Origin of the sequence: Streptomyces sp. NPDC048192 (assembly GCF_043202415.1) — a bacterium.
Classification (GTDB): Bacteria; Actinomycetota; Actinomycetes; order Streptomycetales; family Streptomycetaceae; genus Streptomyces.
The window spans coordinates 58,059-83,533 of the sequence record NZ_JBIDAL010000003.1 but is presented as its reverse complement, the minus strand read 5'-3'; the positions used below and the strand labels follow the sequence as shown (position 1 = coordinate 83,533).

Below are 25,475 nucleotides of genomic sequence, written 5' to 3'. Positions count from 1 at the left end.
GGCGCTCTCTTCGTTCTCGGGGCCTGTGTCGGGTTCGAACTCCATCGATCTTAGGTCCGTCGCCCCGGTGACCATCGGTTTGGTTTGAGACCCCCAAACTCTTCCTTATAATCGGAACCCACAGTTCCCCCACAGAGAAGATCCCCCATGAAAACGCTCCTCGGACGCCGGACCCGCCTGCTGGCTGCCACCACCGCGACCGCCGGCCTCGTGCTCGTCGCGGCCGGGTGCTCCTCCAGCGGATCGGGGAGCGGCAAGACCACCGTCGACGGCGTCCACCTGGTCAAGGCCGGCCGGCTCACCACCTGCACCCACCTGCCGTACCCGCCGTTCCAGTCGGAGGTGGGCGGCAAGGTCCAGGGCTTCGACGTCTCCCTGATCGACCTGGTCGCCAAGAACCTCGGCGTGAAGCAGCAGATCCTCGACACGCCGTTCGAGAACTTCAAGACCGGCGCCTTCCTCAACTCCGGCCAGTGCGACCTGGCCGCCGCCGGCATGACGATCACGCCGGAGCGCAAGAAGAACGTCGACTTCTCCGACCCGTACTTCGAGGCCACCCAGGCCGTGCTCACCGGGAAGGACAGCGGCGTCACCTCGCTCGCGGACGTCAAGGCCAAGGGCGGGAAGCTCGGCGCCCAGGCGCAGACCACCGGTGAGGACTTCGCCAGGAGCAAGGGCTTCGACCCGGTCTCCTTCGCCTCCTCCGACGCGGTCCTCAACGGCCTGCGCACCGGGCAGGTCCAGGCCGTGATCATCGACTACCCGGTGGTCCAGGGCTGGCTGAAGGACAAGGACAACGCGGCGAAGTTCAAGGTCGTCGACAACCTCAAGACCGGCGAGCAGTACGGCTTCACGGTGAAGAAGGGCAACAAGGCCCTGCTCGACGCCATCAACAAGGCCCTGCGGGACGCCAAGGCCGACGGCACCTACAAGAAGATCTACGAGAAGTGGATCGGCCCGTACAACGCCTCCGTCGCCTCCCCGGCCCCGTCCGCCTCCTGACCCCATGACGACCGACACGGACACCCCCATACAGCCCAGGAAGACCGGCCTGACACGCCGTCAGAAGCAGCGGCTGTCGCGCGGGGCGCAGTACCTGGTCTTCGCCGCCGCGGTGATCGCCTTCGCGGTCACCGCGGACTGGGGCCGGCTGCAGAACCAGTTCGCGCAGGGCCGCATCGCCAGGCAGCTGTTCCCGGAACTCATCACGGTGGCCATGAAGAACACCGTGCTGTACACGCTGTCCGGGTTCGCCGTCGGCCTCGCCCTCGGCATGCTCATCGCCCTGATGCGCCTGTCGTCCGTGGGGCCGTACCGCTGGCTCGCCGGCGTCTACATCGAGGTCTTCCGCGGCCTGCCCGCGCTGCTGATCTTCATCTTCGTCGGCACCGGCGTGCCCCTGGCCTTCCCCAGCATCCAGTACCCGGGCGGTGTCTACGGCAAGGTCGCCGTCGCCCTCGGACTGGTCTCCGCCGCCTACATGGCGGAGACGATCCGCGCGGGCATCCAGGCCGTGCCCAAGGGGCAGATGGAGGCGGCCCGTTCGCTCGGGTTCTCGCCCGCGCGGGCCATGGTCTCCATCATCCTGCCGCAGGCCTTCCGGATCATCCTGCCGCCGCTGACCAACGAACTCGTCCTGCTCTTCAAGGACTCCTCGCTGGTGCTGTTCCTCGGCGTCACCCTGGAACAGCGCGAACTGTCCAAGTTCGGCAACGACCTGGCCAGTTCGACCGCCAACTCCACCCCGATCCTGGTCGCGGGCCTGTGCTACCTGCTGATCACGATCCCGCTCAGCCTCGTCGTGCGCCGCATGGAAACCAGGGCGCGGAGGGAGATCCGGTGACCCGCCCCGAGATCCGCGTGACGGACCTGCACAAGTCCTTCGGCGACAACCACGTCCTGCGCGGCATCGACCTGGAGATCGGCCAGGGCGAGGTCGTCTGCGTCATCGGCCCCTCCGGCTCCGGCAAGTCCACGCTGCTGCGCTGCGTGAACCTGCTGGAGGAACCCACCGAGGGGCAGGTCTTCGTCGGCGGCACCGAACTGACCGACCCGGACGTCGACATCGACGCCGTACGCCGCCGGATCGGCATGGTCTTCCAGCAGTTCAACCTCTTCCCGCACCTCAGCGTCACCGAGAACCTCACGCTGCCGCAGCGCCGGGTGCTCCGCCGGGACAAGGCGACCGCCGCCAAGATCGCCGCGGAGAACCTGGCCCGGGTCGGCCTGGCCGAGAAGGCGGACGCCTACCCGTCCTCCCTCTCCGGCGGGCAGCAGCAGCGCGTGGCCATCGCCCGGGCGCTGGCGATGGGCCCGGAGGTGATGCTCTTCGACGAGCCGACCTCGGCGCTCGACCCCGAACTGGTCGGCGACGTCCTCGCCGTCATGCGGATGCTCGCGCGGGACGGCATGACGATGATGGTCGTCACCCACGAGATGACCTTCGCGCGCGAGGTCGCCGACCGGGTCGTCTTCATGGACGGCGGCGTGATCGTCGAGGACGGCAGCCCCGAACAGGTCATCGGCGCCCCGCGGCACGAACGCACCCGCCACTTCCTCTCCCGCCTGCTCGACCCGGCGATGGCCGAGGTGGAGGAGGAGACCTCCGACCAGGTGGGCGACGGGCAGCCGTAGCTCGTTAAGGTCGGGGGCATGAGCGATGGCGCCGTGCTGCACGTGAAGGGTCGGGTCCTGGCCGGACCCGAGGACGTCCGCGACGAGCTGTGGGTGGTCGGGGGCCGGGTGTCCTACGACCGCCCCGCCGGCGCCCGCGACGTCCGTACCGTCGAGGGCTGGGCGCTGCCCGGCCTGGTGGACGCCCACTGCCATGTGGGCCTCGGTGCCGAGGGCCCGGTCGACGCCGCCACCGCGGAGAAGCAGGCGCTCACCGACCGGGAGGCCGGCACCCTGCTGATCAGGGACGCCGGCTCGCCCTCCGACACCCGCTGGGTCGACGACCGGGAGGACCTCCCGAAGATCATCCGGGCCGGCCGGCACATCGCCCGCACCCGCCGCTACATCCGCAACTTCGCCTGGGAGATCGAGCCCGACCACCTCGTCGCGTACGTCGCCCGGGAAGCCCGGCGCGGCGACGGCTGGGTCAAGCTGGTCGGCGACTGGATCGACCGCGACCTCGGCGACCTCGCCCCCTGCTGGCCGCGCGAGGCGGTCGAGGCAGCCATCGCCGAGGCCCACCGGCTCGGCGCCCGCGTCACCGCCCACTGCTTCGCCGAGAGCTCCCTGCGCGACCTGGTCGAGGCAGGCATCGACTGCATCGAGCACGCCACCGGCCTGACCGAGGACCTGATCCCGCTGTTCGCCGAGCGGGGCGTCGCGATCGTGCCGACCCTCGTCAACATCGCCACCTTCCCGCAGCTCGCGGCGGGCGGCGAGAGCCGGTACCCGCAGTGGTCCGCGCACATGCGCCGGCTGCACGAGCGCCGCTACGACACCGTGCGCGGCGCCTACGACGCCGGGATCCCGGTGTACGTCGGCACGGACGCCGGCGGCTCGCTGGCCCACGGCCTGGTCGCGGCCGAGGTGACCGAGCTGGTCACCGCGGGCATCCCCGCCGTGGACGCCGTCTCCGCGACCAGCTGGGGCGCCCGCGCCTGGCTCGGCCGCCCCGGCCTCGAGGAGGGCGCACCGGCCGACCTGGTGGTGTACGAGGGCGACCCGCGGGCGGACGTACGGGTGCTGGCGGCGCCGCGCCGGGTCGTGCTGAACGGCATCGTCGTCGAGTAGCCGCCAGGGGCGCGGGGGAACGCCTGTGCCCGGTGATTCGAATCGACGTGCGGGATATCCACGTTTGAGTGAAGTGACCCAGGATCGCTGACCGTTCACCCACAGTGCGTACAAGGTTGACGGGTCCCAAGCAGGTTTCCACTGGGGGTCCCACGCCTTGAACAGCGACACCTTCCGCATGCCCGCACACCGTACGGCCGCCCTGGCGACCGCCGCCGCCCTCGCCCTGGCGCCCGCGGTGCTGGGCGCGAGCCCCGCGCACGCGACCACCGGCCACGGTCGCGCCTCCGCCGTCGTGCTCCGCACCGGCCTCGACGTCTCCCTGCTCAACAAGACCGTCGACGTCCCGCTCGCGGTCTCCCTCAACGAGGTCCAGGCACCGCGGAGCGCCGACCGGACCGCGCTGTCCGCCCGGCTCGACGGCGTGGCCGGCGGCAGGCCCTTCTCGGTCCTCCGCGCCGACGCCGCCTCCGCGAAGGCCACCGTGACCGCGCGGCGCGCCGAGGGCTCGGTGCGGCTGGTGAACGCCCGCCTGCACGTCCCCGGTCTGCCCCTGCTGTCCCTGATCGAGGTCGGCACGGTCACCGCCGACGCGACCTGCGAGGCCGGCAAGGCGCCGGCGGCCTCGGCGAACGTCCTCGGCACGGTCACGGTCCTCGGCAAGCGCGTCACGCTCACCGCCGGCGGCCCCAGCGAGATCAAGGTTCCCGGCATCGGCGAGGTCCGCCTCGACCTCGCCCAGCGCCGCACCACGACCCGCACCGCCGCCGCCACCGCCCTCGAACTCCGGGTCTCCGTCAACCCGTTGAAGCTCAACGTGGCCGACGTCGAGGGCACCGTCACCCTGGCCAAGGCCACCTGCGAGTCCCCGATGGCGCCGCCCACCGGCCACCCGGTGCCGAGCCACGACCCGGCCGCCGCCGTCAAGCCCCAGGGCGCCCGCAACGACCTCGCCGAGACCGGCGGCAGCTCCGCGACCCCGTACATCGCGGGCACCGCGCTGGCGCTGCTGCTGCTCGGCGGCGGAGCAGCGACACTGGCCCGCCGCCGCAAGAACTGACCCGGGGTTGCCGGCCGTCGCCGGAGCTGGTCCTGAGAGGGCTGGCTTCGCCCGTGTCGGTCGCGGCTGGGGCTGGTCCTGTTCGTCGGCGGCGGCTGGGCTTGGTGTTGACTTTCGTGGGTGACCGCTGGCGTTGGTCCTGGCGTCGTCGGCGTTCGTGGGGGCCTGCTTCGGCTCAGCCGGCCGTATCACGGGCTGGTGCCGACGCCTCTTGACGCCGCAGGGGCTGGACCCGACGGTGCCGGCGGTCGCTGCGGTCGGCTTCGGCTCAGTCGGCCGCGTCACGGGGGCCCAGCGCCTCTCGGTGCCCAGGGACTGGACCCGCTGCCGCTGCGGGCGGCCGGCCCCGCATGCCGTCACGCCGGGTAGGGAGCGGCCTCTCTGCCTGCCTTGAGGGTGGCCGCCCACCAGGACAGCTGGTCCAGCAGCGTCTTGGCGTACCCCTGGGCCTGCTCGTCCAGCGGGTGGCCGTCCTGCCACGCGGTGAAGTAGTTCGGGAAGGCCAGACCGTCCCGGATGGTCACCGCGTGCAGCTCGGTCAGCACGTTCTCCAGATGCAGCACGGCATGCCGGCCGCCGGCCGCGCCGCCGTAGCTGACGAAGGCCACCGGCTTCGCCGTCCACTGCGTGAAGTGCCAGTCGATGGCCGCCTTCAGTGAGGCGGGGTAACTGTGGTTGTACTCGGGGGTGACGACGACGAAGGCGTCGGCCTCCTCCAGCGCCGAGGTCAGCCGGTCCATCCCGGCCGGACGCGGATAGGCGTCCCCGGCGAACTTCGGTGACTCGGCCGGCAGCGCCAACGGGATGTCCACGTCGGCCAGATCGACGACGTCGACCTCGAACCCCCCGTGCCACCGGGCCTGTTCGGCCACCCACGAGCCGACGACCGGGCCGAACCGGCCCTCGCGCACGCTTCCGACGATGACCAGCAACCTGTGCGTGTTCGTGTTCTCCATGCCCACCACGATCGAATGCCCGGCACCGCACAGCCAGGCCGTGCTCAGGCTGGCCCCCGCGGGGCCACCCTGAGCACTCGGCGCCCGTCCGCCCCGCGGCCTATCCTCGTGGCATGGGCACACCACTGGGGGACTTCATCCGTGCCAAGCGCGACGGCATCCAGCCGGAGACACTGGGACTGCCCGAGCGCGGCCGCCGCCGGTCACCGGGCCTGCGCCGGCTGGACCTCGCCGCCCGGGCCGGCATCAGCGTCGAGTACCTGACCCGCATCGAACAGGGCCGCGACCGCAACCCCTCGGTGTCCGTGGTGAACGCGCTGGCCGACGCGCTCAGCCTCGACGCCGCCGAGCGCACCCACCTGCGCTACCTCGCGAAGATCACCGGCGGCGCGTGCACCGCCCACCGCAGTCCGGCCCCGCCGCGGCGGGAGGTCCGCCCCGCCCTGCTCCGGACGCTCCGGCTGCTGGAACCGGGCATCGCCGTCGTGACCAACCGCCTCGGCGACATCCTCGCCCGCACCAGCGGCTACGAACTGCTGACCGCCGGCACCGGACTGCTCGACGGCGACACCCCCAACCTCACCCGGTACGTCTTCACCGACCCCAGGGCACGCTCCTTCTTCGCCGACTGGGCCGAGGCCGCCGACGAGCAGGCATTCGACCTGTGGCTCGGCCCGTCGGTGGAGAACTCGGAATGGCTCAGCGCGGAACTGGCCCCCGTGGCGGGCCCCGAGTTCACCCGCCGCATGAACCGCCATACGGTGCCCCGGCGGGGGATGCTCCGCCTGAACCACCCCACGGGCCCCGAACTCCGGCTCACCCGGGAGACGCTGGAAGCCTCGGCGGACGCCCAGCAACTCGTGGTGTTCCTGCCGGCGGACGAGGAGACGGCGACGGCGGTCGAGCGGCTCCGGGAACGTCCTCGGCTCAGGGCGATCTCATAGCCTCCTTCGGCTTCCGCTTCTCCGCTTCCGCTTCTCCGCCGGTGGCTGCCGCGGGTCACGGCAGGGCGGCCGACAGCGCCTTCAGGAAGCCGCTCATCGTGACCCGGTCCCGCACCGCCACCCGTACCCACTCCTCGCCGAGCCCCGGGAAGGTGTCCCCCCGCCGGACCGCGTACCCCAGGTCCCGCAGCCGGTGCCGTACACGCGCCGCGTCCGGCATGCGCACCAGGACGAACGGTCCCTCCGCGGGGGACACCACCCGCACGTCCAGCTCGGCCAGCTCCGACAGCCCCGCCACCAGATGACCCCGGTCCGCCGCGATGCGGTGCGCCGCGTGCCCCGCCTCCGCCAGGGCCCGGGGCGCGACGCACGCCTCCGCCGCGGCCAGCGCCGGCGTGGAGACCGGCCAGAGCGGCTGCGCCCGCTCCAGCGCGGCGATGATCCCGGCGGGAGCCAGCACGTACCCGATCCGCAGCCCGGCCAGCCCCCACGTCTTGGTGAGGCTGCGCAGCACGACCAGCCCCGGCACATCGGTCCGTCCGGCCAGCGCCTCCCGCTCACCCGGCACCGCGTCCATGAACGCCTCGTCCACGACCAGCACCCGTCCAGGGCGGGCGAGCCGGGAGACGGCCGACGCCGGATGCAGCACCGAGGTGGGATTGGTCGGGTTCCCGATCACCACCAGGTCGGCGTCCTCGGGCACCGCCGCCGGGTCCAGCCGGAACCCGTCCTCCTCCCGCAGCAGCACCCGGTCCACGGTGTGCCCGGCGTCCCTGAGCGCCGCCTCCGGCTCGGTGAACTGAGGATGCACCACGACCGGCCGCCGTACCTTCAGCGCCCGCGCGAGCAGCACGAACGCCTCCGCCGCGCCCGCGGTCAGCAGCACCCGCTCCACCGGCAGCCCGTGCCGCGCCGCCACCGCCGCCCGCGCGGCCCGCCCGTCCGGGTAGGCCGCGAGGGACGACAGCGAGGCGGCGATCTCCTCCCGCAGCCACGACGGGGGCGTGTCCGCGCGGACGTTGACGGCGAGGTCGACCAGCGCGGCCCCGTCGTCCCGCACCTCCGCGTCCCCGTGGTGCCGCAGATCCGGTTCCGCGCCCTCAGTGCGCATGGCTGTGCGAGTGCCCCCCGTGATGGTGGTGTCCGTGGCCATGTCCGTGGTCATGCCCGTGGCCGTCGTCGTCGGGGTGGTAGTGCGGCTGCTGCGGCAGCCCCACCTTGTCCTCGAAGCCCGGCAGCGCGATCCGGTACACGCACGCGTCGCAGTTCATCCGCAGATCGCCCTTGACGGCCTCCGCGTACCGCTCCAGCACCAGGTCGAGCAGCTCCGGCTCGGGCCCGATGACCTCCGCGGAGCGCACCTCGGTCTCCGGGTGCGCGGCGGCCCACTCCTCGGTCTGCCGTCGCACCCGGTCCGGCAGCACGCCGGTGAACAGGAAGTACGGCAGGACGACGATCCTGCGCGCCCCCAGCGCCCGGCACCGGTCGAGACCGCTCGGCACGTCCGGCGCCGCCAGCGACACGAACGCCGTCTCCACCCCGGCGTACCCGCGGCCCTCCCACAGCAGCCGCGCCGCCTTGAACACCTCGGCGTTGGCGTCGGGGTCGGTCGAGCCGCGCCCGACCAGCAGCACGGTCACCTCCGCGCGCGGCACCGGGCCCAGCGCCTCGTCCAGCCGCCGCTCCAGCACGTTCAGCAGCGCCGGGTGCGGGCCCAGCGGACGGCCGTAGGTGTACGAGATGCCCGGGTGCCGTTCCTTCTCGCGGGCCAGCGCGGCCGGGATGTCACCCTTGGCGTGCCCGGCGGACACCAGCATCAGCGGCACGGTGGCGAACCGCCGCACCCCCCGTGCCACCAGCCCGGCGACGGCCTCGCCCAGCGGCGGCGCGGACAGCTCGATGAAGCCGCCCGCGACGGGCATGTCGGAGCGCAGCTGCAGCCGGCGTACGAAGTCGCGGAACGCCTCGGCTCCGGCGTCGTCACGGGTGCCGTGTCCGGCGATGAGCAGGGCGGGCGGGGTGGTCACGGGGTCTCCTCAGGCGAAACGGGGTGGTACAGCAGGGCGTTGAGCGCGGCGGCGGCGACCGCCGAGCCGCCCTTCTCGGACACGTTGCTCACCGCGGGCAGCCCGCTCGCGCGCAACGCGGCCTTGGACTCGGCCGCGCCGACGAAGCCGACGGGCAGGCCGATGACGAGTGCGGGGGAGGCGTCCAGGGTGAGCAGCTCCTCCAGGGCGGTCGGCGCACAGCCGATCACCCACAGCGCGCCCGGCCCGACCTGCTCGTAGGCGAGCCGGACGGCGTGCGCCGAACGCGTCAGGCCGGGGCCGGACCTCGCGTCCCTGAGCCGGCAGACCGTCTCCCGGCGGGTGATGCCGGCCGCGACCATCTCCACGTCGACCACGACGGGCGCCCCGGCGTGCAGCGCCGCGTGCGCCGCCACCAGATCGGCCTCGGCCATGACGAGATCGGTCGCGTAGTCCAGGTCGGCGGCGGAGTGGACGACCCGCTCCACCACCGCCCGGGTCAGCGGCGGGAAGTGCGAGGTGTCCAGCCGGGCGCGCAGCCGCCGGAAGGACTCCTGCTCGATGGGGTGGACGATCCGGTTCACTTTCCGCCCTCCTGCCAGCGGTAGCCGCGCGGGGTCACCATGCGCCCGGCGACGGTCCGGGTGGCCGTGTTGCCCACGGTGACGACCGTCATCATGTCGACCGTCGCCGGGTCCAGTGCGGCGAGCGTGGTCACCCGGCTGGACTCGTCCGGCCGGGAGGCGTTGCGCACGACCCCGACGGGAGTCGCCGGCTCGCGGTGCCCGGCGAGGATGCCGAGCGCCTTCGGCAGCTGCCAGTCGCGGCCCCGGGAACGGGGGTTGTAGAAGGTGACGACGAGGTCCGCCTCGGCCGCCGCCCGCACCCGCCGCTCGATGACCTCCCACGGGGTGTGCAGGTCGGACAGGCTGATGGACACGTGGTCGTGGCCCAGCGGCGCGCCCAGGATCGCCCCGGCGGCCAGCGCGGCCGTCACCCCGGGCACCCCGACCACGTCGATGTCGTCCGAGGCCTCGGCGAGCGCCGGGGAGGCCATGGCGTACACGCCCGCGTCCCCGCTGCCGATCAGCGCCACCGCGTGCCCGCGCCGGGCCTCGGCGACGGCCGTGCGCGCCCGCTCCTCCTCCGCGCCGAGCCCAGACTCCAGCACCCGGGTGCCCGGCCGCAGCAGGTCGCGGATCTGGTCGACGTACTGGTCCAGCCCGACCAGCACCGACGCCCGGCGCAGCTCGGCCGCGGCGCGCGGGGTCAGCAGGTCCCGGGCACCGGGCCCGAGCCCCACCACCGCGAGCCGCCCACGCCCCGGACGCCGTACGACGGCACAGGTCGCCATGGCCGACTTCCGCTTCGGCACGAGGAGTTCCCCGCCGCGCAGCAGGGCGGCGGCCTCCGCGACGGACGGCGTGCCGACTGCCGCGAGCGGCGCGGCGGAGGGATTGGGCACCGCCACCCCCGCCAGCTCCTCGGCGCCGTACGTCACCAGCGGCACCCCCAGCCGGCTGGCGGCGGCCACGATGCCCGCCTCCTCCGCCTTGGCGTCCACGGTGGCGAGTTCGGCCACCGACCTCGGGGACAGCCCCGCCTGCGCCAGCGACTCCTCGATCAGCCCCAGGACCTCCTCCGCCGGAGCGCCCTTGGACGCGCCGACCCCGACCACCAGGGACGGCGGCCTGAGCAGCACCTCCCGCTCGCCGGGCGCCATGTCCCGGTCGGTGAGCCGGATGGTGTACGCCCCCTGCGGCGAGGCCGGCAGCGGCGGCAGCGGCCACGGCAACTCGGCCTCGAGGGCGACCGGTTCGCCGTCCAGCAGCGCCCGGGAGACCTGGGCGACCGCACCCTCGTACGGCAGGCCCAGCGTGTCCAGGCCCGGCAGCCCGACGGAGTCCGTCGCGGTCGTCACCACCGGCTCGGCGCCCAGCAACGCGCCGACCCCGCAGGCGAGTTCGTTGGCGCCGCCGCCGTGCCCGCCGACCAGCGACACCGCGAACCGGCCGGCCTCGTCCACGCACACCACACCCGGGTCGGCCGTCTTGTCGCCGAGCAGCGGCGCGAGCAGCCGCACCACCGCGCCCGTCGCCAGGAAGCACACCAGCTGCTCGCACTCGGCGAACGCGGCCCGCACCGCCTCCCCGACGGGCCCCTCGTACACCCGCGTCCGGTCCGGCCAGGCCGCGGCCAGCCGGTCGCGTGCCGCCGCGCCCGCCGCGGTGGCGGAAATCAGGCCGATCACTGAGCAACTCCTTCGCTTGACGCCGGGGTTCTGTCGCCCCAGAGCAGAAACACGGGATTGGTCGCCGCGAGCCGGGTCACGTCCCCGGGCAGCGGCGCGAGGCGCGACGACTGCAGCAGCACCCCGTCGCAGGCGAACCCGGCGGCCGTGAGCGCCTCGCGCGCCGCCGGCACCCGGTCGAGCGCGGCCATGGCGACGACCACGGTCCGCCGGGCCCGCCGCGCGCACGCGCCCACGACGGCGGGCAGGCCGCGGCCGCCCCCGCCGACGAACACCGCGTCGGGATCGTCGAGCCCGTCCAGGGCCTCCGGTGCCGTACCGTGCACCACCCGCACGTCGACGCCGTGGGCGCGGGCGTTGGCGCGGATCCGCTCCACCCCGTCCGCCGCCTTCTCCACGGCGACGACGGCCGCACCGAGCCGGGCGCACTCCACGGCCACCGAGCCCGAGCCGGCGCCCACGTCCCACACCAGGTCGCCCAGCCGCGGCCCCAGCCGGGCCAGCGCCAGTGCCCGCACCTCGAACTTGGTGATCATCGAGTCCCGATGCGCGAACTCGCCCTCGTCCAGCGCCCATCGGCCGGGTCCGGCCGACGCCCCGGCGACCGTCCGCACCCCGCCGAGCGCGCGCGTCTCGTCCAGGCACAGCACCACGCTGACGTCCGGCCCCCAGTCCCGCGCGGCGGCCTCGGCGGGGGTGACCCGTTCGACACGCTCGTGCGGCGAGCCGAGGGCGGAGGCGACGACGAGAACACGCCCTGGCCCGGCGGGGGCGGCCGGCGCCGCCGGGGTGGCGGAGGCGGGGGACTCGGCCGCGGGTCCGGCCGCCGGTGCGTCGACTCCGGCCCAGGGGTCGCTTTCGGCGGGTCCGGTGCCTGGTCCGGGCACGCGTCCCGGCTGGGTGGATCCGGTCTCCGGTCCGGGCACGCGTCCCGGTCCGGCGGGCCCGACTGCGAGCTCGGTCTCGGCGGGTCCGGTCGCGGGGCCGGTCTCGGGGGACCCGGTCCCCGGACCGAGCGCGCGCCCCGGTTCGGCGCGTCCCGTCCCGGGGGCGGTCTCGGCGGGGCCGGTCGCGGGGTCGGTTTCGGCGGGTCTGACTCCCGGCTCGGTCTCAGCAGGTCCGGTCCTGGGGTCGGTCTCGGCGGGTCCGGTGCCTGGTCCGGGCACGCGTCCCGGCTGGGTGGATCCGGTCTCCGGTCCGGACACGCGTCCCGGTCCGGTGGGCCCGACCGCGAGCTCGGTCTCGGCGGGTCCGGTGGCGGGGCCGGTCTCGGCGGACCCGGTCCCCGGACCGAGCGCGCGCCCCGGCTCGGCGCGTCCCGTCCCGAGTTCGGTCTCCGCGGCTCCGGTTCCCCCTGCGGGCCTTGTGGTTCCCGCTGTGCCCGTGTCGTGGAGCAGTGCCGCGCCCAGTTCGGCCGGGCCCGCGCCGGGGCCCGTCAGGACTGCCGTCTTCGGATGCGCCCGGCACACGTTGACCGCGGTGCGCAGATCCCGGCCGTGTGCGCTGACGATCACGGCGTCGTCCCACGGCAGCCCCACCCGCGCGAACGCGGCGGCGACGGACGAGACCCCGGGGCGCACCCGCAGTCGCCGCGACCCGAACCGCTCGGCCAGCGCCCGCACGATCCCGAAGAACCCCGGGTCGCCGGAGGCCAGCACCAGCACCGGAAGCTCTTTGCCGACGTACTCGGCGATCGTGTCCAGGGCGGGCGCCAGCGGCCCGAGCACGACCCGTTCGGCGCCGTCGGGCAGCCGTACCGCCTCCAGGTGGCGGCGCCCGCCGACGACGAGGGCGGCCCCGGCGAGGAGATCGTCCGGAACCGGCGCCCCCGTCCCCGTGCCGACGACCGTGATCACGTGCTCGCCCCCCGCTCGCGCAGGGCCCGCCGGGCCTGCGGGTCCGCCTTGCGGTACCCGTGGAAGTGCCCCGGGTGGTACAGGTGCGAGCGCGTGCCGTGCGCGTCCAGCGCCGGGCCGACCAGGAACAGCGTGTGCTTCCAGAGCTTGTGCTCCTTGACCGTCTCCTCCAGTGTGCCGACCGTGCACTTCACGACCAGCTCCTCCGGCCAGGTCGCCTGATAGGCGACGATCACCGGGGTGTCCGTGGGGTATCCGCCCTCCAGCAGCTCGCGCACCAGCTGTCCGCTGCGCGCGGCGGAGAGGAAGACCGCCATCGTCGTCCCGTGCCGGGCGAACTCTCGCACCTCCTCGCCGGGCGGCATCGGCGTCTTGCCGCCGCCCAGCCGGGTGAGCACCACGGACTGCGCGATCTCGGGGATGGTCAGCTCACGCTGCGCGAGCGCGGCGACCGCCGAGAACGACGAGACGCCCGGTACGACCTCGGTGGCGATCCCGATCTCGGCGCACCGGTCGAGCTGCTCCTGCGTGCCGCCCCACAGCGCGGGGTCGCCGGAGTGGATCCGGGCCACCTTCAGGCCCTCGGCGTGGGCACGGCGGTAGACGGCGACGACGTCCTCCAGGGGCATGGCCGCCGAGTCCAGGATCTCGGCGTCCGCGCGGGCGTGCTCCAGGACCTCCGCCTGGACCAGGCTCGCCGCCCAGATCACCACGTCCGCCTCCGCGATGGCGCGGGCGGCGCGGAACGTCAGCAGATCGGCGGCGCCGGGGCCAGCACCGACGAACGTCACCTTGCCGGTGGGGGCAACGGCCATGGGGAGGGTCCTCTCGTACGGAAACACACGTCAAAAGCGGGCTGAATGTCAGGGTCTGGGGGAGTACGGCGGGCGCCCGATGTGCGCGAAGGCCCCTCGATCGGATAGCAAGGGCCTATGGCGGTCTTCGTCGCGCTCGGCGCGTTCCTGATGACGCTGGCCGGCGGCTGGACGGCACAGCGCGTGACCGACCGTCGCCATCTCGTCCTGGGTCTGGCCGGCGGCCTGATGCTCGGCGTGGTCGGCCTCGACCTGCTGCCGGAGGCGCTGCACGCCGCCCGCCGCTCGGTCTTCGGCGTACCCGTCGCCCTGGTGCTGTTCGTGGCCGGCTTCCTGGTGGCCCATCTGGTGGAGCACACACTCGCCGCCCGCAAGGCCGCGCACGGCGCCGCCGAGGGACACCATCACCGGGCGCCCGAGGTGGGCCTGGCGGCGGCCGGGGCGATGGTGGGGCACAGCGCCATGGACGGCGTGGCGATCGGCGCGGCCTTCCAGGTGGGCGGCGGCATGGGCGCGGCCGTCGCGCTCGCCGTGATCGCGCACGACTTCGCCGACGGCTTCAACACCTTCACCATCACCAGCCTGTACGGCAACGCCCGCCGCCGGGCGGTGGCGATGCTGGTGGCCGACGCCTGCGCACCCCTGCTGGGCGCCCTGTCGACCGCCTTCTTCCACATCCCCGAAGCGCTGCTGGGCGGCTATCTGGGCTTCTTCGGCGGCGTCCTGCTCTATCTCGCCGCCGCCGAGATCCTCCCCGAGGCGCACCACGAACACCCCTCCCGCTCCACCCTGCTGTGCACGGTCGCGGGCGCCGCCTTCATCTGGCTGGTGGTGGGTCTTTCGGGCGGCTGAGCCGACCGGCCGCCTCGCGCATCCCGCAGCCTCCCGCCCCGGCCGCCCGGCACGCCGGAAGGCTTCCCGCCCCGGCCGCCCGGTGCCCGTCACAGCTTCCCGCCCCGGCCGCCGTCCCGCCGCGGGGGCGCGATCAGCGTCGACAGGTACGGCAGCGGCGTCCCGTCCAGCTCGGCGGCCGGCCGCACCGACTCCTCCGGCAGGCCCAGCGCCGACCCCCACACGGCGCCGGCCAGCCGCCCGGTCTCCTTCAGCGCCTCGGCGACCTCGCCGGCCTGCCGCCCGAACTTGTACGCCACGACGGTCCCCGGCCCGGCCAGCGCCTCCTTGAGCACGGCCGACCCGGCCGTCACCGGCACCAGCGTCAGCGGCTCGGTGCCCTCGGTCAGCACGGCGCCGGAGCGCGCCGCCAGATCCTGCATGGCGGTGATCCCGGGCACGGTCTCCACGGCCGTGCCGGGCACCAGCGCGGTGATGGTCTGCGCGAGGTAGGTGAACGTCGAGTACACGTTGGGGTCGCCGATCGTCGCGAAGGCCACCGTGCCGTGCCGCCGCAGCAGCGCCGCGACCCGCTCGCCGGCCGCGTCCCAGGCCGCCTCCCGGCGCGCCCGGTCGGTGCGCTCGTTCAGCGCGAAGACGACCCGGACCACCTTGTCCTCGGGCACGTAGTGCAGCACGGTCGCCTCGGCCCGTCCGCGCTCGCCGCCGTCCGTTCCGTCAGGTGCGGCCATCACGGGTACGACGACCACGTCGGCGGCCCGCAGGGCGTTGACCCCCTTGACCGTCACCAGTTCCGGATCGCCCGGACCGACTCCGACCCCGATCAGCCTGCTGCTCATGACGTCCGGCACCTCTCCACGAACCGACGGGCGACACCGGGCTCGGACGCCCAGTGGGTGTGCAGATAGCTCGCGTGCACACCGCCCTGTACGAAACCTTCGACCCGCCTGGCGGGGCTGCGGACCCCCCAGGCGGGAGCCGCGCCGGCGCCGGGCTCCACGGCGGTGCGGTGGAACTCGTGCCCCCGCATCCGTGTCCCGGCGACGGCCAGCGGACTGTCCGTGACGGCCACGGCGTCCCGGTAGCCGAGCGTGAGCCGCTCGGTCATCCGCGCGGTGGCGTCCAGCACCCCGCACATCGGCCGCCCGTCCAGCTCCCGGCACAGGTAGAGCAGCCCGGCGCACTCGGCGGCGACCGGGGCGCCGGACAGCGCGAGGCCGGCGACGGCCTTGCGCAGCGGCTCGTTGGCGGACAGCTCGGCGGCGTACACCTCGGGGAACCCGCCGCCGACGACCAGCCCGGCCGTCCCTTCGGGCAGTTGCTCGTCGTGGAGCGGATCGAAGGTGACGACGTCGGCGCCGGCGGCGGCGAGAAGCTCGGTGTGCTCGGCGTAGGAGAAGGTGAACGCGGGACCGCCGGCGACGGCGACGACCTTCCGCTGCTCCGCCGGGCCGGCGGGCGGTTCCCACGGTGTGCCGGGCAACGCCGTCGCGCCGCGGGCCAGCGCGAGCAGAGCCTCCAGGTCACAGCCCTGCTCGACCTGCGCGGCCATCGCCGCCACCGCGTCCACGGCGTCGCTCCGCCGCTCGGCCACGGGTACGAGGCCGAGGTGCCGCGAGGGCGTGTCCACCCGGGCCGCCCGCCGCAGCGCGCCCAGCACCGGCACGCCCGCCGAGTCCAGCGCGTCCCGCAGCAGTTCCTCGTGCCGGTCGGACGCGACCTTGTTCAGGATCACGCCCCCGATGCGCACCTGCGGATCCCAGGAGGCGAACCCGTGCACCAGCGCCGCCACCGAACGCGACTGCGACGACGCGTCCACCACCAGCACCACCGGCGCCCGCAGCAGCTTGGCCACCTGCGCGGTGGAGGCCAGCTCGCCCTGGCCGGCCGCGCCGTCGTACAGCCCCATCACGCCCTCGACGACGGCCAGGTCGCAGCCCCGCGCCCCGTGCAGGAACAGCGGGGCGACCAGCTCCGGCCCGCACAGGTACGCGTCCAGGTTGCGGCCGGGCCGCCCGGTCGCGAGCGCGTGGTACCCGGGGTCGATGTAGTCCGGCCCGACCTTGTGCGGGGACACGGCGAGCCCCCGCGCGGCGAACGCGGCCATCAGCCCCGTGGCGACGGTGGTCTTGCCGCTGCCGGACGACGGCGCGGCGACGACCAGCCGGGGGACGGAGGTCACCACTCGATGCCCTTCTGGCCCTTCTGCCCCACGTCCATGGGGTGCTTGACCTTGGACATGTCCGTGACGAGATCCGCGAAGTCGACGAGCTTGCCGGGCGCGTTCCGCCCGGTGATGACGACGTGCTGAGTGCCCGGCCGGTCCCGCAGCACGGAGACCACCTCGTCGGTGTCCACCCACCCCCAGTGCATCGGGTAGGCGAACTCGTCCAGCACGTACAGCCGGTACGTCTCGGCGGCCAGGTCCCGCTTGACCTGCTCCCAGCCCTCGCGGGCCTTCTCCTCGTTGTCCATCTGGGCGTCCCGCTGGACCCACGACCAGCCCTCGCCCATCTTGTGCCAGGCGACGGTGCCGCCCTCGCCGGAGTCGCCGAGCACCCGCAGCGCGTTCTCCTCGCCGACCTTCCACTTCGCCGACTTGACGAACTGGAACACCCCGATCGGCCAGCCCTGGTTCCAGGCGCGCAGCGCGAGCCCGAACGCGGCCGTCGACTTGCCCTTGCCGACCCCGGTGTGCACGACGACGAGCGGCTGGTTGCGCCGCTGACGCGTCGTCAGACCGTCGTCGGGGATGACACTCGGCTGTCCCTGCGGCATTACGCGGCCCTCCCGCTCTGCATACCCTTCACCAGCCCGGCGATCGAGTCCGCCCGCAGCTCGTCCAGCGTGACGGCCGTGCCGCCCAGCTCACCCGCGAGCTGCCCGGCGAGCCCGAGCCGCACCGGCCCCGACTCGCAGTCCACGACCACCGAGGCGACCTGCTCGGCCGCGAACAGCCGTGCCGCCCGCCCCGCGAGCGCCACCGGCCCGGTCCCACCCGTCACCCGACCACCACCCCGGCCGGAGGCGCTTCGCGCCGCGCCTCTGTCTGTGGCCCGCCCGTCGGTCACCACCACGACCAGCGCCCGCCGCGCCGGGTCCCGCAGCCGCTCCACCCGCAGCACCTCGTGCGCCTTGAGCAGCCCGGCGGCCAGCGGGGTGCGGCCGCCGGTCGGCAGCGACTCCAGCCGTGCGGCGGCGGCGTCGACGGAGGAGGTCGGCGGCAGCGCCACCTCGGCGCCGGAGCCCCGGAAGGTCACCAGCCCCACCTTGTCCCGCCGCTGGTAGGCGTCGAGCAGCAGCGACAGCACGGCGCCCTTCACGGCGCTCATCCGCTGCCGGGCGGCCATCGACCCGGAGGCGTCCACCACGAACAGCACGAGGTTGCCCTCGCGCCCCTCCCGGGTCGCCTGCCGCAGATCGTCCCGGCGGATCACCAGCCCCGGCCCGGTCCGGCCCCGGGCCCGTTGGTGCGGGGCGGCCGCGTGCACGGTCGCCGCCAGATGCAGCTTGGTCAGCGCCCCCTGCGGCCGGCGCGCCCCCGTCGTGCGCCCGTGCTCGGTGCGCGCCCGGGAACGCCGCCCGGCGGCGCCCTCGCCGATCCCGGGCACGCTCAGCACCTTGGTGCGGAAGGGTTCGGCGGCCCGTACGGCGGACTGCTCCCGCGCGCCGGACGCCTGCGGCTCGCCGCCCTCGCCGGCCTCGGGGCGTGCGGAGGCGTCCCCGCCGCCCTGCGGTCCGGCGTCGGGAGCGGGCTGCCCGCCCCCACCGGGCCCGTCGGGATCCGGATCGTCGTCCGGGGACTCCCCGGAGAACTCCTCCAGCGTCTGATCGAGCTTGTCCTCGTCCAGGCCCGGCGCGTCGAAGGGATTGCGCCGCCTGCGGTGCGGCAGCGCCAGCAGCGCCGCCTGCCGCACGTCCTCGGCGAGCACGTCCGTCCGCCCCGCCCAGGCGGCCAGCGCGGTCGCCGTACGGGCCATCACGATGTCGGCGCGCATGCCGTCCACCTCGAAGGCCGCGCAGGTCGCCGCGATCTGCCGCAGCGCGCCGTCGCCGAGGCGCACCTGCGGCAGCAACTGCCGCGCGGCGACGATCCGCTGCCGTACGGCGGCCTCCTCCTCGGCCCACCGGGCGGCGAACCCGGCCGGGTCGTCGTCGTACGCCAGCCGGCGCCGCACCACCTCGACCCGCTGGTCCGGTTCCCGCGAGGCCGCGACCTCCACCGTCAGCCCGAACCGGTCCAGCAACTGCGGCCGCAGCTCGCCCTCTTCGGGGTTCATGGTGCCGACGAGCAGGAACCTCGCGGCGTGCCGCACGGACACGCCCTCCCGCTCGACGTACGAGGCGCCCATCGCCGCCGCGTCCAGCAGCAGGTCGACCAGGTGGTCGTGGAGCAGGTTGACCTCGTCGACGTACAGGATCCCGCGGTGCGCGTCGGCCAGCAGGCCCGGCTCGAACGCCTTCACGCCCTCCGCGAGCGCCCGCTCGATGTCCAGGGCGCCGACCAGCCGGTCCTCGGAGGCGCCGACCGGCAGCTCGACCATCCGCGCGGGCCGGTGCGCACCCGGCCCCGGCTCGTGCGGCCCGTCCGGACACGACGGGTCCGGGGCCGACGGGTCGCAGGAGAACCGGCAGCCGGGCACGACGGCGACCTGAGGCAGCAGCGCCGACAGCGCGCGCACGGCCGTGGACTTCGCGGTGCCCTTCTCGCCGCGCACCAGCACGCCGCCGACCGCCGGGGACACGGCGTTCAGCAGCAGCGCGAGCCGCAGGTCGTCCTGGCCGACAACGGCCGTGAAGGGAAAGGGGGTGGTCACTTCTCGTCGCCCTCCAAGTCGCCTTCCAGCTCCAGGTAGGTGGCGCGCAGCCGCTCCAGCGTGTCCGCGTCCGGCTCGGCCCACAGGCCCCGGTCCGCCGCCTCCAGCAGCCGCTCGGTGATCCCGCGCAGCGCCCACGGGTTGGACTGCTTCATGAAGTCCCGGTTCTCCGGGTCGAAGACGTACTCCGCGCTGAGCTTCTCGTACATCCAGTCGTCGACCACGCCCGCGGTGGCGTCGTAGCCGAACAGGTAGTCCACGGTCGCCGCCATCTCGAAGGCGCCCTTGTAGCCGTGCCGCCGCATGGCCGCCATCCAGCGCGGGTTGACCACCCGGGCCCGGAAGACGCGGTGGGTCTCCTCGCCGAGCGTGCGCGTCCTCACCTGGTCCGGTACGGCCGAATCACCCACGTACGCCTCGGGGTTGGCGCCGGTCAGGTGCCGGACCATGGCGACCATGCCGCCGTGGTACTGGAAGTAGTCGTCGGCGTCGACCAGGTCGTGCTCGCGGGTGTCGACGTTCTTCGCCGCCACCGCGATCCGCCGGAACGCGGTCTCCATGTCCCCGCGCGCCGCCCGCCCGTCGAGCCCCCGCCCGTAGGCGTAACCGCCCCACACGGCGTACACCTCGGCCAGGTCGGCGTCGGAGCGCCAGTTGCGGGCGTCGATCAGCGGCAGCAGGCCCGCGCCGTACGCGCCCGGCTTGGAGCCGAAGATCCGGGCCGTGGCCCGGCGCCGGTCGCCGTGCCCGGCGGTGTCCTCCTCCACGTGGGCGCGCACGTAGTTGGACTCGACGGGCTCGTCCAGCTCGGCCACCGTCCGCACCGCGTCGTCGAGCAGCCCGACGACGTGCGGGAACGCGTCCCGGAAGAAGCCGGAGATGCGGACCGTGACGTCGATGCGCGGCCGCCCCAGCTCCGCCAGGGGCACCACCTCGAAGCCCGTGACCCGGCGCGAGGCGTCGTCCCACACCGGGCGGCAGCCCAGCAGCGCCAGGATCTCCGCGATGTCGTCGCCCTGGGTGCGCATCGCGGACGTGCCCCACACCGTGAGGCCGACGGACTTCGGGTACTCACCGGTGTCCTGCAGATACCGCTGCACCAGGGAGTCCGCGAGCGACTGCCCGACCTCCCAGCTCAGCCGGGACGGAATGGCCTTGGGGTCGACGGAGTAGAAGTTCCGGCCGGTAGGCAGCACGTTCACCAGGCCACGGGTCGGCGACCCCGACGGACCTGCCGGGACGTAACCGCCGTCCAGGGCCCGCAGGATGTGCCCGATCTCGTCGGTGGTGCGGGCGAGCCGCGGCACGACCTCCTCGCACGCGAACTCCAGCACCGCGACCGCGTCAGGGAGTTCGGCGCCGAGCGCGCCCCTCAGCACCGCCGGTACGGCCGTGCGGTCCCAGGCCCGCTCCTCCATGCCCTCCGCGATCCGCCGGCACAGCTGCTCCAGCAGGTCGATCGCGTCGGACGCGGTGCGCGCCGGCCCCTCCGCCAGGTCGCTCAGCTCCACCGGCACCTTCACCGGGGCGCCGGGCTCGGCCAGCAACTCCTTCTCCACCAGCCCGAAGTGGGCGGCGAGGGAAGCCCTGAGCCCTGGCAGGGCGTTCGCCTGCCCGCCCCACACCTGCGACGCCCGCAGGACCGCCAGCACCAGGTTCACGCGCGGTTCGCCGACCGGGCCGCCGCCCAGGATGTGCAGGCCGTCGCGGATCTGCACGTCCTTGATCTCGCACAGATAGCCGTCGATGTGCATGACGAACTCGTCGAACTCCTCGTCGTCCGGCTGTTCGTCCACATGCAGGTCGTGGTGCAGCTCGGCCGCCTTCACCAGCGTCCAGATCTGGGCGCGGACGGCCGGGGCCTTCGCCGGGTCCAGGTCGGAGACGAGCGCGTACTCGTCCAGCAGCTGCTCCAGCTTGGCGAGGTCGCCGTAGGTGTCGGCGCGGGCCATCGGCGGCACCAGGTGGTCGACCACGGTGGCGTGTCCGCGCCGCTTGGCCTGGGTGCCCTCGCCGGGGTCGTTCACGATGAACGGGTAGACCAGCGGCAGGTCGCCGAGGACGGCGTCGGGCGCGCAGCCGCGCGACAGGCCCAGCCCCTTGCCGGGCAGCCACTCCATCGTGCCGTGCTTGCCCATGTGCACGATCGCGTCCGCGCCGAAGCTGTTCTCCAGCCAGCGGTAGGACGCCAGGTAGTGGTGCGACGGCGGCATGTCCGGGTCGTGGTAGATCGCGATCGGGTTCTCGCCGAAGCCGCGCGGCGGCTGGATCATCACGACGACGTTCCCGAACCGCAGCGAGGCGAGCACGATGTCGTCGCCGTCGACGTACAGGCCGCCCGGCGGCTCGCCCCACGCCTCGGTCATCGCCTGGCGCAGCTCCGGGTCCAGCGTGTCGAACCACGCCCGGTAGTCCGCCAGCGGCACCCGCGCGGGCGCGGCGGCCAGCTGGGCCTCGGTCAGCCACTCCACGTCGTGGCCGCCGGCCTCGATCAGCCGGTGGATCAGCTCGTCGCCGCCGGAGGGGTACTCGGTCAGCGAGTAGCCCGCGTCCCGGAGCGCGTCGAGCACCCGGACCGCCGAAGCGGGCGTGTCCAGGCCGACCGCGTTGCCGACCCGGGAGTGCTTGGTCGGGTAGGCGGTGAAGACCAGCGCGATCTTCTTCTCCGCGTTCGGCTTGTGCTTCAGCCGGGCGTGCCGTACGGCGATCCCCGCCACCCGTGCGGCCCGCTCGGGGTCGGCGACGTACACCGGGACCTCGTCGGGGCCCTGCTCCTTGAAGGAGAACGGCACGGTGACGAGCCGTCCGTCGAACTCCGGGATCGCCACCTGCATCGCCGCGTCCATGGGGGACAGGGCCGCGTCGGACGCCTCCCAGGCCGCCCGCGAGGACGTCAGGCACAGTCCCTGCAGAACGGGCACGTTCAGCTCGGCGAGCGCGCCGATGTCCCAGGACTCTTCGTCGCCGCCCGCCGACGCCTGCGAGGCGTGCGTGCCGCCCGCCGCGAGCACGGTCGCGACCAGCGCGTCGGCCCGCGCGAGGAGTTCGTACAGCCCGGCGTCCGCGCCGCGCAGCGAACCGCAGTACACGGGCAGCGCGTTGGCGCCCTGGGCCTCGATCGCCGCGCACAGGGTGTCCACGAACGCGGTGTTGCCGCTCAGCTCGTGCGCCCGGTAGAAGAGCACGCCCACGGTCGGACGGCCGGCGTGGACCTCGTACGCGCCGTGGACGCCGTACTCCGGCATCTTCCGCGGCTCCTCGAAGCCCTCACCGGTCAGCAGCACGGTGTCCGACAGGAACCGGGACAGCTCCAGCAGATTCGCGGGACCGCCCTCGACCAGGTACTTCAGCGCCTCCGCGACGACCCCGGCCGGCACCGACGACTCCGCCATCAGCTCGGCGTCCGGCACGGCCTCGCCGCCCAGCAGCACCGTCGGGACCCCGGACGCCTTCAGCGCGGCCAGCCCCTCCTCCCAGGCGCGCTTGCCGCCCAGCAGCCGTACGACGGCGAGGTCGGCGCCGTCGAGCAGCGCCGGCAGCTCCCGCTCGACGTCCACCCGGGTCGGGTTGCCGATGCGGTAGTCCGCGCCGGACGCCCGGGCCGCCAGCAGATCCGTGTCGGCGGTCGACAACAACAACACTGTGCTCATGCAGGCGCTCCCGGTGGGATGAAAGGCAGTCCTTGCGGCGCGCCGGACTCGATGAGCCGCCACAGCGCGTCCGTGTCCGCGTGCTGTTCGATCAGGTCGCCGAGCCGGTCGAGCTGCTCCTCGCGCAGCGCGGCGAACGAGGTGTCCGGTGCGGGCACGAAGCGGCGGCCCGCGGCGGTGGCCACCTCGCGAAGGAAGGCCCGCCGGAAGCCGTCCGACTCCAGCGAGCCGTGCCAGTGCGTGCCCCAGGTCTGGCCGACCCGGCAGCCGTCCAGGAAGGGTTCGCCCGCCTCCACGGTCGCCACGCCGTGGTGGATCTCGTACCCCTCCACCCGCTCGCCGAGGGCCTCGCCGGACGGCCGGGTCAGGGTCTTCTCGCGGGCGAACCGCACCCGCACGGGCAGCACGCCGAGCCCGTCGACCGCGCCGGCCCGCGACTCGACCTCGTCCTCGATGTGCTCGCCGAGGATCTGGAAGCCGCCGCAGACGCCGAGGACCGGGCGTCCTTCCGCGGCCCTTCTGACGAGCGCTTCCGCGAGCCCCCGCTCCCGCAGCCACCGCAGCGCCCGTACCGTGCCCCGGGTCCCCGGGATCACCACGAGGTCGGCGTCGGCCAGTTCCTCCGGGCGGTCCACGAACCGCACCACGACGCCCGGTTCGGCGGCCAGCGCGTCCACGTCCGTGAAGTTGGACATCAGCGGGATCGCGCACACGGCGACGCGCAGCACGTCCTCGCCGACCGGGGGAGTGACCGCGGACTCCCTGACCGTGCCCCGCAGGGACACCCGCAGTCCGTCCTCCTCGTCGATGCCGAGCCCGTGCCGGAAGGGCAGCACACCGTACGTACGCCGCCCGGTGAGGCCGTACAGCATCTCCAACCCGGGCTCCAGCAGGGAGACGTCCCCCCGGAACTTGTTCACCAGGAACCCGGCGACCAGCTCCTGGTCCTCCCGCGACAGCAGGGCCACGGTCCCGAAGAAGGAGGCGAAGACGCCGCCGCGGTCGATGTCGCCGACCACCAGCACGGGCAGCCGCGCGTTCCGCGCGATCCCCATGTTCACGATGTCGGTCCGGCGCAGGTTGATCTCGGCCGGGCTGCCCGCCCCCTCACAGATCACCGCGTCATACGTGCCCCGCAACTCGGCGAGGCAGTCCAGCACCGTGCCGAGCAGCCGCTGTTGGCGCCCGCCGTGGTAGCCGCGCGCGCTCAGCTCGCCCACCGGCCTGCCCAGCAGCACCACCTGGCTGCTCTGCTCGCCGCCCGGCTTGAGCAGCACCGGGTTCATCAGCGCGGTCGGCTCGATCCGGCAGGCCTGGGCCTGCATGGCCTGCGCCCGGCCGATCTCCGCGCCCTCGCGGGTCACGAAGGAGTTGAGCGACATGTTCTGCGCCTTGAACGGCGCCACCTTCACGCCCTGACGCACCAGCCACCGGCAGATCCCGGCCGTCACGACGCTCTTGCCGGCGTCGGAGGTGGTCCCGGCGACCAGCAGCCCGCCCCCTGTCATGCGGTGTGTCCCTTCACGAGTCGGCGCGCGGCGAGGGTGACGCCGAGCGCGAGCAGGCCGACGCGGCGCGAGAGCCGTACGGCCCGGTCGATGTCGGTGACCTGGACGGCGCGTCCGGCGGCCCCGTTGAGGACCGGGCGGTGCTCGACCCGGCCGCCGTAGGAGAGGGTTCCGCCCAGCCGGACGCCGAGGGCACCCGCGAACGACGCTTCCACCGGGCCCGCGTTGGGGCTCGGGTGCCGGGCCGCGTCGGCCTTCCAGGCGCGCAGGGCGCCGCGCGGGTCGGGGCCGGCGACGGCGGCGAGGACGGCGGTCAGCCGCGCCCCCGGCCAGCCGGCCACGTCGTCCAGGCGGGCGGAGGCCCAGCCGTAGCGCCGGTAGCGCAAGGACCTGTGACCCACCATCGCGTCCAGGGTGTTGACGGCCCGGAAGCCCAGCAGCCCCGGCACCCCGGCCACGGCCCCCCACACCAGGGCGCCCACGACGGCGTCGGAGGTGTTCTCGGCGACGGACTCCACCACGGCCCGGGCGATCCCGTCGGCGTCCAGCGCCTGCGGGTCCCGCCCGCACAGATGCGGCAGCCGCGCCCGCGCCGCCTCGACGTCCCCGGACTCCAGCGCGCGGCCGATCACGCGGGCCTCGCGGGCGAGCGAGGTGCCGCCGACGACCGCCCAGGTGGCGGCGGCGGTCAGCGCGACGGAGGCGGCGGGGGAGCGGCGTACGACGCGTGCGGCCAGCGCGCCGAGTGCGACGGCGCCACCGGCGCACAGGGTGGTGTGCAGGGCGCCCCAGCCTCGGTGGTCGTGCCACAACGCGCGGTCCACGGCAGCGGCCGCGCGCCCGAACACGGCGACCGGGTGCCCCCGGCGCGGATCGCCGAGGAGCAGGTCTCCGAGAAGGCCGGCGGCGGCGCCGTACGCGTACGTGCGATCGGCACCCATCGGCTCAGCCGGCCGCTGGGTGAAGAGCGGGCCTGCTGGCGGTCCTTGTCCTTC

The 25,475-nt window shown here is 74.3% G+C and carries 20 protein-coding genes and 2 pseudogenes; 7 read left to right on the top strand and 15 right to left on the bottom strand.

Going from position 1 to position 25,475, the window contains the following annotated elements:
* Positions 1-147: 147 nt before the first annotated feature.
* The 5 genes from ACGFZN_RS05990 to ACGFZN_RS05970 all read left to right on the top strand — a co-directional run bounded on the left by ACGFZN_RS05990 (position 148) and on the right by ACGFZN_RS05970 (position 4,804).
* Entirely contained in the window at positions 148-1,002 is an 855-nt protein-coding gene (locus ACGFZN_RS05990) for a transporter substrate-binding domain-containing protein (RefSeq protein WP_393857268.1), read from the top strand.
* Positions 1,003-1,006: 4 nt separating this feature from the next.
* Positions 1,007-1,843, top strand: coding sequence for an amino acid ABC transporter permease (locus tag ACGFZN_RS05985; protein ID WP_393857267.1), 837 nt, complete (start codon positions 1,007-1,009; stop codon positions 1,841-1,843).
* On the top strand, positions 1,840-2,634 hold the full coding sequence (locus ACGFZN_RS05980; protein WP_393857266.1) for an amino acid ABC transporter ATP-binding protein: 795 nt from the start codon (positions 1,840-1,842) through the stop codon (positions 2,632-2,634). The genes ACGFZN_RS05985 and ACGFZN_RS05980 overlap by 4 nt, the downstream gene beginning before the upstream one ends.
* 18 nt (positions 2,635-2,652) lie before the next feature.
* Positions 2,653-3,744, top strand: coding sequence for an amidohydrolase family protein (locus ACGFZN_RS05975; RefSeq protein WP_393857265.1), 1,092 nt, complete (start codon positions 2,653-2,655; stop codon positions 3,742-3,744).
* Between the two features lie 157 nt (positions 3,745-3,901).
* Complete coding sequence (locus ACGFZN_RS05970) at positions 3,902-4,804, top strand: SCO1860 family LAETG-anchored protein (protein WP_393857264.1); 903 nt, start codon at positions 3,902-3,904, stop codon at positions 4,802-4,804.
* 356 nt (positions 4,805-5,160) lie between these two features.
* Here the strand turns inward: ACGFZN_RS05970 and ACGFZN_RS05965 are convergent, their stop codons facing one another.
* Positions 5,161-5,760, bottom strand: coding sequence for an NADPH-dependent FMN reductase (locus ACGFZN_RS05965; protein WP_393857263.1), 600 nt, complete (start codon positions 5,758-5,760; stop codon positions 5,161-5,163).
* A gap of 113 nt (positions 5,761-5,873) precedes the next feature.
* On the opposite strand from ACGFZN_RS05965, the gene ACGFZN_RS05960 reads away from it, so the two are divergent.
* Positions 5,874-6,704: a helix-turn-helix domain-containing protein gene (locus ACGFZN_RS05960; RefSeq protein WP_393857262.1), complete on the top strand. Its 831-nt coding sequence runs from the start codon at positions 5,874-5,876 to the stop codon at positions 6,702-6,704.
* Between the two features lie 55 nt (positions 6,705-6,759).
* Here the strand turns inward: ACGFZN_RS05960 and cobC are convergent, their stop codons facing one another.
* The 7 genes and pseudogenes from cobC to cobM form a co-directional block, all read right to left on the bottom strand.
* Positions 6,760-7,815 carry an Rv2231c family pyridoxal phosphate-dependent protein CobC gene (gene cobC / locus ACGFZN_RS05955; RefSeq protein WP_393857261.1) on the bottom strand — a complete coding sequence of 352 codons (1,056 nt, stop codon included), beginning with the start codon at positions 7,813-7,815 and terminating at the stop codon, positions 6,760-6,762.
* A complete protein-coding gene (locus ACGFZN_RS05950) occupies positions 7,805-8,731 on the bottom strand; it encodes a sirohydrochlorin chelatase (protein WP_393857260.1) in 927 nt (308 codons plus the stop codon). Before ACGFZN_RS05950 ends, cobC begins: the two co-directional genes overlap by 11 nt.
* Positions 8,728-9,315 (bottom strand): precorrin-8X methylmutase, encoded by a 588-nt coding sequence (locus ACGFZN_RS05945; protein ID WP_393857259.1) that lies wholly within the window; start codon positions 9,313-9,315, stop codon positions 8,728-8,730. The genes ACGFZN_RS05950 and ACGFZN_RS05945 overlap by 4 nt, the downstream gene beginning before the upstream one ends.
* Positions 9,312-10,982, bottom strand: a complete 1,671-nt coding sequence (cobJ, locus tag ACGFZN_RS05940) for a precorrin-3B C(17)-methyltransferase (RefSeq protein WP_393857258.1) — start codon at positions 10,980-10,982, stop codon at positions 9,312-9,314. Before cobJ ends, ACGFZN_RS05945 begins: the two co-directional genes overlap by 4 nt.
* A pseudogene (gene cbiT, locus ACGFZN_RS05935) lies at positions 10,979-11,827 on the bottom strand (precorrin-6Y C5,15-methyltransferase (decarboxylating) subunit CbiT); the annotation flags it as partial. The pseudogene cbiT and the gene cobJ, both read right to left, overlap by 4 nt.
* A 539-nt stretch (positions 11,828-12,366) precedes the next feature.
* Positions 12,367-12,838: pseudogene (gene cbiE, locus ACGFZN_RS05930) on the bottom strand (precorrin-6y C5,15-methyltransferase (decarboxylating) subunit CbiE); the annotation flags it as partial.
* Entirely contained in the window at positions 12,835-13,653 is an 819-nt protein-coding gene (cobM, locus tag ACGFZN_RS05925) for a precorrin-4 C(11)-methyltransferase (protein ID WP_393857257.1), read from the bottom strand. The pseudogene cbiE and the gene cobM, both read right to left, overlap by 4 nt.
* Before the next feature lie 117 nt (positions 13,654-13,770).
* Here cobM and ACGFZN_RS05920 point away from each other — a divergent pair, with 117 nt between their 5' ends.
* Entirely contained in the window at positions 13,771-14,505 is a 735-nt protein-coding gene (locus ACGFZN_RS05920) for a ZIP family metal transporter (protein WP_393857256.1), read from the top strand.
* An 89-nt stretch (positions 14,506-14,594) separates the two neighbouring features.
* Here ACGFZN_RS05920 and cobI read toward each other — a convergent pair whose 3' ends face one another.
* The 7 genes from cobI to ACGFZN_RS05885 are packed head-to-tail and all read right to left on the bottom strand — an operon-like array spanning position 14,595 to position 25,421.
* The gene (gene cobI / locus ACGFZN_RS05915; protein WP_393857255.1) at positions 14,595-15,344 is read right to left on the bottom strand and encodes a precorrin-2 C(20)-methyltransferase; all 750 of its coding nucleotides are present in this window, start codon (positions 15,342-15,344) and stop codon (positions 14,595-14,597) included.
* Complete coding sequence (locus tag ACGFZN_RS05910; RefSeq protein WP_393857254.1) at positions 15,341-16,690, bottom strand: cobyrinate a,c-diamide synthase; 1,350 nt, start codon at positions 16,688-16,690, stop codon at positions 15,341-15,343. Before ACGFZN_RS05910 ends, cobI begins: the two co-directional genes overlap by 4 nt.
* On the bottom strand, positions 16,684-17,283 hold the full coding sequence (gene cobO, locus ACGFZN_RS05905; RefSeq protein WP_393857253.1) for a cob(I)yrinic acid a,c-diamide adenosyltransferase: 600 nt from the start codon (positions 17,281-17,283) through the stop codon (positions 16,684-16,686). The genes ACGFZN_RS05910 and cobO overlap by 7 nt, the downstream gene beginning before the upstream one ends.
* Positions 17,283-19,322 (bottom strand): putative cobaltochelatase, encoded by a 2,040-nt coding sequence (locus ACGFZN_RS05900; RefSeq protein ID WP_393857252.1) that lies wholly within the window; start codon positions 19,320-19,322, stop codon positions 17,283-17,285. The genes cobO and ACGFZN_RS05900 overlap by 1 nt, the downstream gene beginning before the upstream one ends.
* On the bottom strand, positions 19,319-22,972 hold the full coding sequence (gene cobN / locus ACGFZN_RS05895) for a cobaltochelatase subunit CobN (protein WP_393857251.1): 3,654 nt from the start codon (positions 22,970-22,972) through the stop codon (positions 19,319-19,321). The genes ACGFZN_RS05900 and cobN overlap by 4 nt, the downstream gene beginning before the upstream one ends.
* Positions 22,969-24,480, bottom strand: a complete 1,512-nt coding sequence (locus tag ACGFZN_RS05890) for a cobyric acid synthase (RefSeq protein WP_393857250.1) — start codon at positions 24,478-24,480, stop codon at positions 22,969-22,971. The genes cobN and ACGFZN_RS05890 overlap by 4 nt, the downstream gene beginning before the upstream one ends.
* Positions 24,477-25,421 (bottom strand): cobalamin biosynthesis protein, encoded by a 945-nt coding sequence (locus ACGFZN_RS05885; RefSeq protein WP_393857249.1) that lies wholly within the window; start codon positions 25,419-25,421, stop codon positions 24,477-24,479. Before ACGFZN_RS05885 ends, ACGFZN_RS05890 begins: the two co-directional genes overlap by 4 nt.
* Positions 25,422-25,475 lie beyond the last annotated feature (54 nt).